Source organism: Sphingomonas sp. Leaf257 (genome assembly GCF_001422185.1).
Classification (GTDB): Bacteria; Pseudomonadota; Alphaproteobacteria; order Sphingomonadales; family Sphingomonadaceae; genus Sphingomonas; species Sphingomonas yabuuchiae.
In genome coordinates this window covers 140,279-153,324 of record NZ_LMMH01000036.1, presented here as the reverse complement: position 1 = coordinate 153,324, position 13,046 = coordinate 140,279, and the positions used below count along the sequence as shown (strand labels likewise).

The following is a 13,046-nucleotide window of genomic DNA, read 5'->3' as shown; positions in this document are numbered from 1 at the left end:
GAATGGCACCATGACCGACCCGCAAATACCGCGCCCTCCCCAGTCTTCCGCTCATGCCGGGGGCATCTTCATCGCCCTGGGCGTGGTCGGCGGGATCGTCGCGGGGCTGGCGACCGGCGAGGTCACCATGGGGGTATTGATCGGTCTGGCGATCGGGATCGTCGTGGCGCTGCTGATCTGGTGGCGGGGACGGTAAAAACACTCCTCCCCTAGAAGGGGAGGTGGCAGGGCGAAGCCCTGACGGAGGGGGGCGTCCACAAAGGTCGTCCCTCGTCGCAATCCCCCTCCACCGTCGCTGACGCGACGGTCCCCCTCCCCGCGGGCGGGGAGGATCAGGAAGGCATGCGCATCTGCCAGACGACGCGCCCGATCACCGCGATCGGACCGTCCGGTACCGGCGGCGCGGCGGGGTTGTCGCTGGTGGCGACCAGTCCCCCTGCTCCCAGCCTTACCCGCTTGACCATCAGCACATCGCCGCCCCGGATCACGTAAAGCCCTCCGCGCGCATTGGGCCGGACATCGCGCTGGTCGACCACCAGATGATCGCCGTCGAGCAGCCCCGGCGCCATCGAATCCCCCCGTACGCGGATCACCGAGGCCGCCCCGTCGCTCAGGCCCAGCCGCCGGGCCAGCCCGCGATCGATCGCCTCGACACCGATCATCACCTCGTCATCGACCGTCGCCCCCGGCCCCGCCGACGCCGCGACGGCCAGCCGGGGCACCAGCATCGGCCCAGTGGCGGGAAACGCCCCTAGCCGCGTCTCGGCCACGCCGAAAAACTCAGCCAGCTGCCGCCGGTCGCCTTCCGCCAGCACGCGCGGCGTGCCGCGCTGCACGAATTGCTGGAGATAGGCGTCGTTGCGCCCGATCATCCGCGACAATGCCGCCAGGCTCACCCGGGCGTCTGCCGCAAGCGCCTGTAATGTCGCCCTGATATCCGCCTCCGCCATAGGACCGAATATAGGCATAGGATTTTTCCTAGACAAGTTGGAAATTGGAACAGATCATGAACAACGGAACAGGAATCGGACTTTGGGAGAATGTCCATGGAATTGCTGCGCATGATCGACCGCTATCTGAAAGCCAGCCTCATGCCTGAGACGAAGTTCGGGCGGCTGGCGGTCAATGATCCCCGGCTGGTCAGCGACCTGCGCAAGGGGCGCGAGCCGGGGCCTGAGATGATCGCGCGTGTCACCGCCTTCATCAAGGGACAGACCGCATGACCGTCCATGCCCGGATCGAGCGCGCCATGCCGCCGCGCACCACCCCCTGCCGCCGCCCCGCCGATCGTGGCGAACGGCTGGCACGCACGCTGGTCGCCCATGCAGCGCACGCCGGATGCGTGGTGCGGTTGACCGTCGCCATGGTCGAACCCTGGTGCTCCGCGACGTTCAGCGGATCGGTGATCGCCCTGACACTCGACGCCATGCCCGGCCCCGCCCTGACCCGCTGGCTGGCCGCGCTTCCCGAGGCGGACATTCCGCTCGGCCGCGACCTGATCGCCGACATCGCGGTGGAGGCGGAGCCATGCCGGTTGCGCGTCCTGCTCTGCCAGGACGCGGCGAACGGATGACAAGCGCATGAATTTTTCCTTGATATGTTGTAACAAGACTGTAGTCGGCATGGCATCACAAATCGGAGCCGTCCCTTGTTCAAGCCCGTCCTCCTGTCCGGCCTGTCCGCCACCGCGCTTGCCAGCCTGCTGGCCGCTCCCGCCACCGCGCAGACCACCAATGCCACGACTACCAATCGCGGCCGCGAGATCGTCGTGACCGCGCCGGTCCAGCAGTCGGAGGCCGATGTGCTGTCGGGCACCTCGATCGTCACCGGCGCGGAGCTGGAACGCTCGATCCGACCGACCATCGGCGAGACGCTGGCGCGGCAGCCGGGCGTGTCGGCGACGTCGTTCGGCCCCAATGCCTCGCGCCCCGTGCTGCGCGGCTTCCAGGGCGAGCGTATCCGCGTGCTGACCGACGGGATCGGCTCGATCGACGTGTCGAACACCAGCGTCGACCATGCTGTCGTCATCAACCCGCTGCTCGCCGAGCGGGTCGAGGTGCTGCGCGGTCCCTCCGCGCTGCTGTTCGGATCATCGGCGGTGGGCGGCGTGGTCAACGTCATCGACACGCGCATTCCGCGTGTCGTGCCGGAAAAGGGCTATCGCCTGTCGGGCATGGCGACCTATGGCTCGGCCGCGACCGAACGTTCGGTCGCGAGCGCGGCGGATGTCGCGGTCGGCAAGCAGTTCGTGCTGCACGCCGATGGCTCGTATCTGAAGACCGACGATCTGAAGATCGGCGGCTATGTCCTGTCGCCGCGTGCCCGTGCCGAAGCGCAGGCCTCGGCGGCGAAGGCCCCCAATGACCCGCTCAACTTTGCGGGTGTCGCCAACCTGCGCGGCCGCCTGCCCAACACCGCCAGCGAAACCTGGACGGCGGGAGTCGGCGGGTCACTGATCACCGACACCGGCTCGCTGGGCATCGCGTACAGCCATTATGACAGCCTGTACGGCGTGCCGGTCCGCTACGCCCTGACGCCGGGCAGCGAGGAACCCGAAGCCCCGCGTCTCAGCCTGGTCCAGAACCGCCTCGACCTGCGCGGCGAGATCGAAACGGGCGGCGGCTTCCTCGACCGCATTCGCCTGCGCGCCGGTGCTGCCGAATATCGCCATTTCGAGCTGGAGGAGAGCGGCGAGGTCGGCACCGCCTTTTACAACAAGGGCATCGAAAGCCGCCTGGAACTGGTCCAGACCAAGCGCAATGGCTGGCAGGGCGCGTCGGGCGTGCAATTCTTCAACCGCGACTTCGACGTGCGCGGCGAGGAGGCGTTCCTGCCGCGCAACAACACCGCGCAGGTGGGCCTGTTCACGCTGCAACAGCTGGATCGCGGCGCCTTCAAGATGGAGGCCGGGGCGCGCTATGAGCACACCTCGCTGACCGCACGCACGGCCGCCAGCGACGACCGGTTCTTCCGGGGCCAGCGCAGCTTCGACGCCTTTTCGGGCTCGATCGGCGCCAGCTACGGCTTCGCGCCCGACTGGCGGGCGGGCCTGAACCTGTCGCGCACCGAACGCGCGCCCTCTGCCGAGGAGCTGTTCGCCAACGGCCCGCACGCCGGGACCGAAGCCTATGAGCTGGGCAATCCGGACTTCAAGAAGGAGTCGAGCTGGGGCATCGAGGCGACCGTCCACGGCCATGGCGAAGGCTACAGCTTCGACGCCTCGGCCTATTACAACCGCTTCTCCAACTATATCTATGACGCGCTGGTCCAGCAGGGTCCGTGCGAAGCCGCCGCTGCGCCCTCGGGTCGCAAGGTCGACTTGCCCTGCTTCACCTATGCCCAGGCCGATGCCCGCTATTACGGCATCGAGGCGGAGGGCTCGCTGCGGCTGGCCACGATCGGCGGCTATGCGATCAATGCCGACCTGCTGGGCGATTATGTCCATGCCCAGATCATCGGCACCGGCCCGGCCCCGCGCATCCCGCCGCTGCGCCTGCTCGGCGGGCTGGAAGCGCATTCCGACAGCGTGAACGCACGCGTCGAGGTGGAGCGCAGCTTCAAGCAGACCCGTGTGTTGGGTCTGGAAACGCCGACCGACGGCTTCACCCTGGTCAACGCCTCGGTCCAGTTGAAGCCGTGGGGCGCGGTCAATCCGACGACGCTGACCCTGTCGGCCAACAACATCTTCGACGTCGATGCGCGTCGCCACGCCAGCGTGCTGAAGGACTTCGCCCCCCTCGCCGGACGCGACCTGCGCGCGACGCTCAGCTTTAAGCTGTAAGCCAGCCTTTCCTCCCCTTGCAGGGGAGGTGGCAGGCCGAAGGCCTGTCGGAGGGGTGTCCCGGCTGGCGAGGTTTCCTACCCTCACGACGGGTGACACCCCTCCACCATGCTGCGCATGGTCCCCCTCCCCTTGCAGGGGAGGAATAGGCACCGGGGGTGGACAAAACTCCCGGCCTTCCCGAGAAGCGGAGACATAAGGAGAGAAAACAATGTCCCCGATGGGCAAGTTCGACTGGGCGGATCCGTTCCTGCTCGACGACCAGCTGACCGATGACGAGCGGATGATCCGCGACACCGCGCGCGCCTATGCCGACGACCGGCTGGCCCCGCGCATCATCGACGCCTTTGCCAACGAACATACCGATCCCGACATCTTTCGCGAGATGGGCGAGCTGGGCCTGCTCGGCCCCACCATCCCGGAGGAGTTCGGCGGCGTCGGCGCCTCCTATGTCGCCTATGGCCTGATCGCGCGCGAGGTGGAGCGGATCGACAGCGGCTACCGCTCGATGATGAGTGTGCAGTCCAGCCTCGTCATGTATCCGATCCATGCCTACGGCTCGGACGAACAGAAGAGCCGTTATCTGCCCAGGCTGGCGAGCGGCGAGTGGATCGGCTGTTTCGGCCTGACCGAACCTGATGCCGGTTCCGACCCCGGGGGCATGCGCACCACCGCCAGACAAGTCGAGGGCGGCTATGTGCTATCGGGCGCCAAGACCTGGATCTCCAACTCGCCTATCGCCGATGTCTTTGTCATCTGGGCCAAGTCGGAGGCGCATGGCGGCGCGATCCGGGGCTTCGTGCTGGAAAAGGGCATGAAGGGCCTGTCCGCGCCGAAGATCGAGAACAAGCTGTCCCTGCGCGCCTCGATCACGGGCATGGTGATGATGGACGAGGTGGCGGTCGGCGAGGACGCGCTGCTGCCGCATGTCGAGGGGCTGAAGGGGCCGTTCGGCTGCCTCAACCGCGCGCGCTACGGGATCAGCTGGGGGGCGCTGGGGGCGGCGGAATTCTGTTTCCACGCCGCGCGGCAATATGGCCTGGACCGCAAGCAGTTCGGACGACCGCTGGCCGCGACGCAGCTCTACCAGAAGAAGCTGGCCGATATGGAAACCGAGATCGCGCTGGGCTTGCAGGCGTCGCTTCGCGTCGGGCGGCTGATGGACGACGGCCGGTTCGCGCCCGAGATGATCTCGATCGTGAAGCGCAACAATGTCGGCAAGGCGCTGGATATCGCCCGCGTCGCCCGCGACATGCATGGCGGCAACGGCATTTCGGGCGAATATCAGGTGATGCGCCACCTGATGAACCTGGAGACGGTCAACACCTATGAAGGCGCACACGACGTCCACGCGCTGATCCTGGGCCGCGCCATCACCGGGATCGCGGCGTTTTGATCGCCACCCCATTCCTCCCCAAGCTGTGCTTGGGGAGGGGGACCATCCGAAGGATGGTGGAGGGGCTTATGCCCCTGCCCCTCCACCACGCCCTGCGGGCGCGGTTCCCCTCCCCATCTCGCGATGGGGAGGATTGAGTGTCGAAACCCGCCCCCCTCGCTGGCCTGAGGGTCGTCGAGCTGGCCCGCATCCTCGCCGGTCCCTGGGCGGGGCAGGTGCTGGCCGATCTCGGCGCGGAGGTGGTCAAGGTCGAAAGCCCCGAGGGGGACGATACGCGCCGCTGGGGGCCGCCCTTCATCCCCAATCCCGACGGGACGCAGGACGCCGCCTATTTCCACGCCGCCAATCGCGGCAAGACCTCGGTCGTCGCCGACTTCGCCACGCCCCAGGGACAGGCCAAGGTCCGCGCGCTGATCGCCGACGCCGATATCATCATCGAGAATTTCAAGCTCGGCGGCCTCGCCCGCTATGGCCTGGACTATGAGAGCCTGTCGGCGGTCAATCCGCGCCTGATCTATTGCTCGATCACCGGCTTCGGCCAGGACGGCCCCTATGCGCCGCGCGCCGGATACGACTTCATCGTGCAGGGCATGAGCGGCATCATGGACCTGACCGGCGAGCCCGGCGGGGCACCGCAGAAGATCGGCGTGGCGCTCGCCGACATCATGACGGGGCTTTATGCCGTCATCGCGATCCAGGCCGCGCTTCATATGCGCGAGCGAACGGGGCGCGGGCAGCAGATCGACATGGCGCTGCTCGATACGATGACCGGCGTGCTGGCGAACCAGGCGATGAACTATCTTGCCTCGGGAAAGACGCCGACCCGGCTGGGCAATGCGCATCCCAACATCGTGCCCTATGCGGCGTTCCCGGCAAGCGACGGCTGGTTTATCCTGGCGGTCGGCAACGACGCGCAGTTCCGCCGTTTCGCGCAGGTCGTCGGGATCGATGGCGACGATCCGCTTTATGCGACCAACGCCCTGCGCTGCGAACATCGCGCCACGCTGACGCCGATCATCGAAGCCGCCACCGCCCGCTGGCCGCGTGACGCACTTCTTGCGGCCCTGGAGGCGGCAGGCGTGCCGGCGGGGCCGATCAACACGGTCGAACAGGCCTTTGCCGACCCGCAGGTCGTGGCGCGCGGTCTGGCCATCCAGCCCGAACGGCCCGACGGATCGACCGTGCCGGGCATACGCAGCCCGATCCGCTTTTCCGACGCGGACCTCGCGCTCGACCGCGCCGCGCCGATGCTGGATCGGTAGCCCCCTGCCCCGGCATCGGCTAAGCCCGCTTCCGCGATGTCCAGCTTTACCGTCAACAACCAGCCCGTCCGCTATCGCCTGCCGCCCGATACGCCGCTGCTCTGGGCGCTGCGCGATGCGTCGAACCTGACCGGCACCAAATATGGCTGCGGCACGGGTGATTGCGGCGCGTGCACGGTGGACATAGACGGCCGCGCGGTGCGCAGCTGTCAGGTGCCGATCGGCCGGATCGAGGGCAGCGTCGTCACCACTATCGAGGGGCTGTCGCGCGACCGCTCGCACCCCGTTCAACAGGCGTTCCTGGCTGTCAATGTCAGCCAATGCGGATATTGCATTCCCGGCATGGTGATGGCCGCCGCCGCGCTGATCCGGAAGAATCCCGATCCGTCCGAAGAACTGATCCGCGCGCAGATCACCAATCTCTGCCGCTGCGGCGTTTATCCGCGTCTGGTCGAGGCGATCCAGCGCGCCGCCCGCGCGGCACGGGGTGAGGAGACCATCCCGGCCGCCCCCATGCCGGGCACCGATCCCGGCGATGCCGCCCGCGCCGTACCTGCGCTGGCGCCCGGCGCGATGCGGGACGAGTGAAACCGCATCGGGCCGATTCTTTCCCGTTGCTGACAGGCCAGTTCAGCAATCGCTCAACGCCGTCATGCCATAAACCCTTCATGATCAGGGTCGGCTCGTGCGCCGACGCATGGGACGTAGGGACATGAACAGGCATTGGATGGCGGCTCTGCTGGCGGCGACCGCGATGGTGGCGGGGGCGATGCCAAGCATGGCGAGCGCGCAGGCGATGATGATGGATCGCGGCCCGCAAGGTCGCCCCGAAGGCGGCCCGCCGCGTGGTGGCCCCGGTGGCCCCGGTAGTGGCCCTGCCGGTCGAGTCGAGCGGAGCGAAGGACGCCCCATCTTTAACAATCGCGAAGCCTTCCCCGAAAACCGCCCGGCCTTCCGCCCGGACCATCCCGAGGCACCCCGCGCGCCCCAGCCCGCTCCCCGGTTCGAGCAGCGCGATGGCGGCGGACGTGGCGACCGCTGGCGGCCCGAGCCCTCGCCCGCGCCGGTGCCGGGCGAAGAGCGCTCCTGGGGTGGCAATCGCGGCAACTGGCGCGATCAGTCGCGGCCCGATCCAAGGCCGCAACCCGATCCGGGCCCCAGCGGCATACGGGTCGACCGGCAGGATCGCGGCCCCGGCTCATGGCGCGACGACCGCCGGGGCCAGTGGCAGGACCAGCGGCAGTGGCAAGATCGGGCGCGTGAACAGGATCGGCGCTGGCGCGACGACGAGCGGCGCCAGCGTGACGATCGCGACCGCTGGCGGCGCAGCTTCGGCGACTGGCGCGACCAGAACGACCAGGCCTATGGCTTCGGCGAACGTCGTGCCTGGGCGAACCAGTGGAATCGCGGCTGGCGCGGCGACCGGCGTTACGACTGGATGGGCTGGCGCTCGATGAACCGGGGCGCCTATCACCTGCCGCGTTATTACGGGCCGAACGGCGGCTATGGCTATCAGCGTTTCTCCAGCGGGGTGATCCTGGAGCCGATGTTCTTCGGCGAGAATTACTGGCTGGACGATCCCTATGCCTATCGCCTGCCACCCGCCTACGGCTCGTATCGCTGGGTGCGCTATTACAATGACGCGGTGCTGGTCGATCTGCGCAGCGGGATGGTCGTCGACGTGGTGTACGACATCTTCTGGTGAGCGGGGCGGGAGGGACGTGCGATGCGTCCCTCCCCTCTTGTCTTTGGCCCCGCATCGTCGCACATCCGCGACCATGTCGTTCTTCCAGAGGAAGCCGAAGGGCCACCCCGCCGCCTCGCCCTTGCGCGCTCGTTTCGCGGTGACGGTCGCCGAGCATCTCGATGCGAACCCGGCGGTGACGCGCGTGGCGACCGACACGGCGCAAATCTATTATTATCCCGACTTCCTAACGCCCGCCCAGTGCGCCACGCTGATGGCGATGATCGACGCCAATCGGCGGCCCTCCACCCTGTTGTCCGACCGCCCCGATTACGGGTTCCGCACGTCGGAAAGCTGCGACATGGCGCGCTGGTCGCCGGATGTTCAGCCGATCGACGAATCGATCGCCGCACTGCTCGGCATCGCGCCCGAACAGGGCGAGACGATGCAGGGGCAGCGCTACGCCCCCGGCCAGCAGTTCCGCGCCCATCACGACTATTTCCACGAAAGCGAAAGCTATTGGGAAAAGGTGCGCGTCCATGGCGGGCAGCGGACCTGGACCGCGATGATCTACCTCAACGACGTGGCCGAAGGCGGCGCGACTTGGTTCCCCCAGGCGGGCATCCGCGTCGCACCGCGCCAGGGCCTGCTCTTGGCGTGGAACAACATGAAGCCGGACGGCAGCCCCAACGAGATGACGCTGCACGAGGGGATGCCCGTGGTCGAGGGCACGAAATATGTCATCACTAAATGGTTTCGCGAGGGCAACTGGGTCAGCTGACTTCCCGCCGCTCTTGTCGCGACGCTGCGCTCCGTGGCATGGCATCCGCGTGAATTTCCCCGATTTGAAAGTCCGCCGATGACCGACGTTCTCGGCATCGCCCAGTCGATCCTGGGCCAGCCCTGGCGCTGGCGTGCGCTGGCCGCCGATGCCCGCGACGGCCTGGGCCATGACGATCTGGTCTCCCAGCTGCTGCTCGCCCGAGGGTGCCCGCCCGACGAGATCGAGGCGCATCGCACCCCCTCGATCCGGGGCTTCATGCCCGATCCGTCGATCTTCCGCGACATGGACCGCGCCGCCACCCGCCTCGCCGATGCGGTGATCGCGCGCGAACCGATCGCGATCTTCGGCGATTACGATGTCGACGGCGCGACCTCGGCCGCCGTGCTCGTGCGCCTGCTCCGTGACCTGGGCCTGTCCCCGCGCGCCTATATTCCCGACCGGATGACCGAGGGCTATGGCCCGACCGAAGCGGCGCTGCTGCGCCTTCAGGCGGAGGGCGCGAACCTGATCGTCACGGTCGATTGCGGCGCGCAGGCGTTCGAGCCGTTGGCCGCCGCGCAAGACGCCGGGATCGAGATACTGGTCGTCGACCACCACAAATGCGCGACCGAACTGCCTCGCGCCCATGCGGTGGTGAACCCCAACCGCCTGGACGAGACCGAGGGGGCCGCGCACGGCCATCTGGCGGCGGTCGGCGTATGCTTCCTGCTGGGCGCCGCGCTGATCCGTACCTTGCGCGCCCGTGGCTTCTTCGCCGACCGGACCGAGCCGCGCCTGCTCGACCTGCTCGATCTGGTGGCGCTGGGCACGGTTGCCGATGTCGCGCCGTTACGGGGATTGAATCGGGCGTTCGTGGCGCAGGGCCTGAAAGTCATGGCGCAGCGGCGCAATATCGGTCTGGCCGCATTGACAGACGCGGCCCGGCTGACCCGCGCGCCGACCTGCTCCGATCTGGGCTTTGCGCTGGGGCCGCGCATCAATGCGGGCGGTCGCGTCGGTCGCGCCGATCTGGGCGTGCGACTGCTGACCACCGACGATCCCGCCGAAGCGCGCGCGATCGCCGAGGAGCTCAACCATTTCAACGACGAACGCCGCGCGATCGAGGCGGGTGTACAGGCCATCGCCGAAACCACCGTCGACCGCAACCGGCATGTCGCGCTCGTTTCGGGCGAAGGCTGGCATCCCGGCGTCATCGGCATCGTCGCGGGACGGCTGAAGGAAAAGCTCGACCGTCCGGCCATCGTCATCGCGGTGGACGAGCATGGGATGGGCAAGGGCTCGGGGCGCTCGATCTCGGGCGTCGACCTGGGGGCGGCGATTCTGGCGGCCAAGGAGCATGGCCTGCTGATCGCGGGCGGCGGCCACGCCATGGCGGCGGGCCTGACGGTCGAGGCGCACCGGATCGCCGAATTGGCCGAGTTTCTGGAGGAACGCCTTGCCGACGCCGTCGTGCGGGCCAGCGCAGGCCGCGCGCTGCTCGTCGATGCCGTACTGGCGCCCGGCGGCGTCAATCCCGGCCTGGTCGGCGCGATGGAGGCCGGTGGCCCCTATGGCATGGGCTGGCCCGCCCCACGCATCGCCGCCGGACCGTTCCGCGTGATCCGCGCCGATCTGGTCGGCACGAATCACGTCCGCGCCATCGTCGCGGGCGCCGATGGCCGCAGCCTGAAAGCCATGGCCTTCCGCCAGGCCGACACCGCGCTGGGCCAGGCGTTGCTCGGTGCAGGCAGCACCCGCCGCCTGTGGCTGGTCGGCCGCGCCAAGGTCGACGACTGGTCCGGCCGCGACGTCGCCGAACTCCATGTCGAGGATGCCGCATGGGCCGACTGAAAAAAGCGCTTGACGGTTTCCACACCCTCCCTTAGAGGCCCCTCCACGCCACCCGGCGGCCCCTTCGTCTAGCGGTTAGGACGCGGCCCTTTCACGGCTGAAACACGGGTTCGATTCCCGTAGGGGTCACCAGCGCCCGCCAGAATGGCGGGTTTGCGCGGTTTTGGCGGTCTTCATGGACGCTTTACCCATCTTTGTGCGCGGAGGATGCGTACGAAGTTATCCGTATGGCCGCTCCTTTCCAAAAATCGTCGCACCGGCTGTTTCTTCTTCCAACGTGCCGCCCCCGCCGCTGCGACCGTTCTTCGATGGCGCGTCGAGCGAGTATAAGCGCACCCTCGAGACCCGCGATCCCAACGAAGCCCGTCAGCGCTACCATCCGCATGCCGTCGTTTACGTCCAGAAGCTTGCGGCAGCGCGGCGCAGACTTGCCAGTCAGCAGCCTCGATCGGCGCGATCCATGGTCGACGCCTATTTTGACGGCGTAGACGAACGACAACTGCAGGGCATGGCCCGGAGGATGGCGTCGCTCGAATTTGGTGCTTTCCAGCACGCCCACGGCCTAACCGACTCTGACCCGGTTCGCGCTATGATAACGACCGATACCGCGGCCGGCACCTCATCGAGAACGCCTTCTGCCGCCTCAAGGATTTCCGTCGCGTCGCACCCGCTATGACAAGCTCGCCGCCAACTTTCTCTCAGGCGTAGCCCTCGCCACGCGCTGACCTTCTGGCTTTGATTGGGTCTCCACCTTAGCAAAAACTGATCGTGGCGATACTGACGTTGAATGCGCTACGCAGAACGCCCCGACCCACAAGTGGATGTTTACGCCGCAGCTATCGCTCCCCGACTTCCGCCGTCCGTTCATATCTCAGCAGTGGCAATTGGAACGGCTTGGATTGGGCCGAAGCCGTCATTCCCGTCGCATCGCCAGAGTATCGACTTCTGACAAGACCTGACATTTGCGCGATCGGCTAAACGGCACCGTGCGAGCATGTCGGCACGACGAATATTGATCTGATCTCACAGATTCCTTCAGTCGGACGCTTCATCGTCATCAGCGTCTCGATGGTGACCGGGCTTTCAACTCACGGCCATGATGGCTTGATCTCGTGCTGCGACTTGAACAGCCTTGCCTCCAAGGTGGCTGATCCAATGAACGCCGAGACGATACCTGCCAAGCACAGCGCGCCGGGCCAGTGTCTCGGTTTCGCGCTACAGCCGGTTCGCGTATTTTATCACCTCCTGATCGCGCCCAGAGGCGCGAAGATATGGTCCGCTTTATCAAGACGACATGGCCGGCCGGGCACAAATGTAAGCGGCGCAGCCCGACATGATTAGCGCTACGACGCAAAGCACGCTGACGGGGGGATCCGCGACCGCGAGAAAGATTGCATAGCCCGTCGCCATACCGCCGACAGCCATCGCCTTGGCTCGACGGCTCATGGCGCCGTCCCGCCGCCACGCGCGCAAGGTCGGGCCGAAACGCGGATGGTCCAGCAGCCACGCCTCCAGCCGGGGCGAAGAACGGGCAAAACAACCCGCCGCCAGGATCAGGAAGATCGTGGTCGGCATCAGCGGCAGCAACGCGCCGACGATGCCCAGTCCGACGCAGAATACCCCCAGTGCCAGCCAGCCGAACCGGATTGCCCGACTCACCCGGCCCCCATCACGCAAAGCTGTCATCGGCCAGTCTCCGTACATAGAGGAAGGCGTCGCGCGCCCCGTTGAGCATCAGCGCGTCACCCACCTGGTCCAGGTCGAGCGCATCGACCGCCGCCGTGAAATGTTTCCACGATCTGGCGCGTCCGTCCGGGTGCCCGGCCAGGTGACGCGCTCCGAACGTCTCGTCGAGCCCCAGGGCCGCCGCGCGCTTCAACAGCGACGCCGCACCGAGCGTCGATCCCTCTGCGACCCACAGCCAGCCGATCGCCATGGCGGCGTCGACCCGGGTGGTGTGGAACGGCCGGGACCCATTGTCCTCCGGTGGCGATCGACCCAGATCCTCCAGATCCTGCCGCACGCGGTCCAGACGCCGCCGAGCGGGCAGGTCCAGCGTCGCCGGGAGCGGCAGTGACCGTGAGTAGAGCCCCTCGATGGCCCGATGAAAGCGATACTGCATCTCCAAAAGGCGCACATAATGATCGCGGTCCCGAAAGGGCTCGGCCGAGATGATGCGGTTGTCCAGCCCGTCATGCGCGTTCCGCGTGGCCTGCATCAGCCGCTGTGAACGGGATATCGGCCGGGCGAGCGCGGCCATCGGGGCGCTCGGCTGGGATTGGGATGCGATCGGGGTCATGGCGATACTC

13 protein-coding genes, 1 tRNA gene and 1 pseudogene are annotated in these 13,046 nt (G+C 67.2%); 12 read left to right on the top strand and 3 right to left on the bottom strand.

What is annotated here, in order from left to right:
* Positions 1 to 10 precede the first annotated feature (10 nt).
* Positions 11 to 196, top strand: a complete 186-nt coding sequence (locus ASF14_RS19600; RefSeq protein ID WP_156361328.1) for a hypothetical protein — start codon at positions 11 to 13, stop codon at positions 194 to 196.
* A 136-nt stretch (positions 197 to 332) separates the two neighbouring features.
* On the opposite strand, the gene ASF14_RS19595 is transcribed toward ASF14_RS19600, so the two are convergent.
* A complete protein-coding gene (locus ASF14_RS19595) occupies positions 333 to 968 on the bottom strand; it encodes a S24 family peptidase (protein ID WP_236697160.1) in 636 nt (211 codons plus the stop codon).
* A gap of 78 nt (positions 969 to 1,046) precedes the next feature.
* Between ASF14_RS19595 and ASF14_RS21965 the strand changes: the two genes are divergently transcribed.
* The 11 genes and pseudogenes from ASF14_RS21965 to ASF14_RS22390 form a co-directional block, all read left to right on the top strand.
* The gene (locus ASF14_RS21965; protein WP_168371576.1) at positions 1,047 to 1,223 is read left to right on the top strand and encodes a hypothetical protein; all 177 of its coding nucleotides are present in this window, start codon (positions 1,047 to 1,049) and stop codon (positions 1,221 to 1,223) included.
* Positions 1,220 to 1,573 (top strand): hypothetical protein, encoded by a 354-nt coding sequence (locus ASF14_RS21730; protein WP_056439322.1) that lies wholly within the window; start codon positions 1,220 to 1,222, stop codon positions 1,571 to 1,573. Before ASF14_RS21965 ends, ASF14_RS21730 begins: the two co-directional genes overlap by 4 nt.
* A 75-nt stretch (positions 1,574 to 1,648) precedes the next feature.
* Entirely contained in the window at positions 1,649 to 3,781 is a 2,133-nt protein-coding gene (locus ASF14_RS19585; protein WP_056439318.1) for a TonB-dependent receptor, read from the top strand.
* A gap of 211 nt (positions 3,782 to 3,992) precedes the next feature.
* The gene (locus ASF14_RS19580; RefSeq protein WP_056439315.1) at positions 3,993 to 5,177 is read left to right on the top strand and encodes an acyl-CoA dehydrogenase; all 1,185 of its coding nucleotides are present in this window, start codon (positions 3,993 to 3,995) and stop codon (positions 5,175 to 5,177) included.
* A gap of 137 nt (positions 5,178 to 5,314) precedes the next feature.
* Positions 5,315 to 6,439, top strand: coding sequence for a CaiB/BaiF CoA transferase family protein (locus ASF14_RS19575; protein WP_056439312.1), 1,125 nt, complete (start codon positions 5,315 to 5,317; stop codon positions 6,437 to 6,439).
* Between the two features lie 36 nt (positions 6,440 to 6,475).
* Positions 6,476 to 7,027: a (2Fe-2S)-binding protein gene (locus ASF14_RS19570; protein WP_056439309.1), complete on the top strand. Its 552-nt coding sequence runs from the start codon at positions 6,476 to 6,478 to the stop codon at positions 7,025 to 7,027.
* Positions 7,028 to 7,151: 124 nt separating this feature from the next.
* Positions 7,152 to 8,144 carry an RcnB family protein gene (locus ASF14_RS19565; RefSeq protein ID WP_168371575.1) on the top strand — a complete coding sequence of 331 codons (993 nt, stop codon included), beginning with the start codon at positions 7,152 to 7,154 and terminating at the stop codon, positions 8,142 to 8,144.
* Between the two features lie 73 nt (positions 8,145 to 8,217).
* On the top strand, positions 8,218 to 8,904 hold the full coding sequence (locus ASF14_RS19560; RefSeq protein ID WP_056439303.1) for a prolyl hydroxylase family protein: 687 nt from the start codon (positions 8,218 to 8,220) through the stop codon (positions 8,902 to 8,904).
* A gap of 78 nt (positions 8,905 to 8,982) precedes the next feature.
* Positions 8,983 to 10,737 (top strand): single-stranded-DNA-specific exonuclease RecJ, encoded by a 1,755-nt coding sequence (gene recJ, locus ASF14_RS19555; RefSeq protein WP_056439300.1) that lies wholly within the window; start codon positions 8,983 to 8,985, stop codon positions 10,735 to 10,737.
* A gap of 57 nt (positions 10,738 to 10,794) precedes the next feature.
* Positions 10,795 to 10,869 (top strand) — tRNA-Glu (locus ASF14_RS19550).
* A gap of 471 nt (positions 10,870 to 11,340) precedes the next feature.
* Positions 11,341 to 11,462, top strand: a pseudogene (locus tag ASF14_RS22390) (IS5/IS1182 family transposase); the annotation flags it as partial.
* Between the two features lie 559 nt (positions 11,463 to 12,021).
* Here ASF14_RS22390 and ASF14_RS19545 read toward each other — a convergent pair.
* Together ASF14_RS19545 and ASF14_RS19540 are read right to left on the bottom strand one after the other, a co-directional pair.
* Positions 12,022 to 12,423 carry a YbaN family protein gene (locus ASF14_RS19545; RefSeq protein ID WP_082442364.1) on the bottom strand — a complete coding sequence of 134 codons (402 nt, stop codon included), beginning with the start codon at positions 12,421 to 12,423 and terminating at the stop codon, positions 12,022 to 12,024.
* Positions 12,407 to 13,036 carry a biliverdin-producing heme oxygenase gene (locus tag ASF14_RS19540; protein ID WP_236697159.1) on the bottom strand — a complete coding sequence of 210 codons (630 nt, stop codon included), beginning with the start codon at positions 13,034 to 13,036 and terminating at the stop codon, positions 12,407 to 12,409. Before ASF14_RS19540 ends, ASF14_RS19545 begins: the two co-directional genes overlap by 17 nt.
* Positions 13,037 to 13,046: the final 10 nt, after the last annotated feature.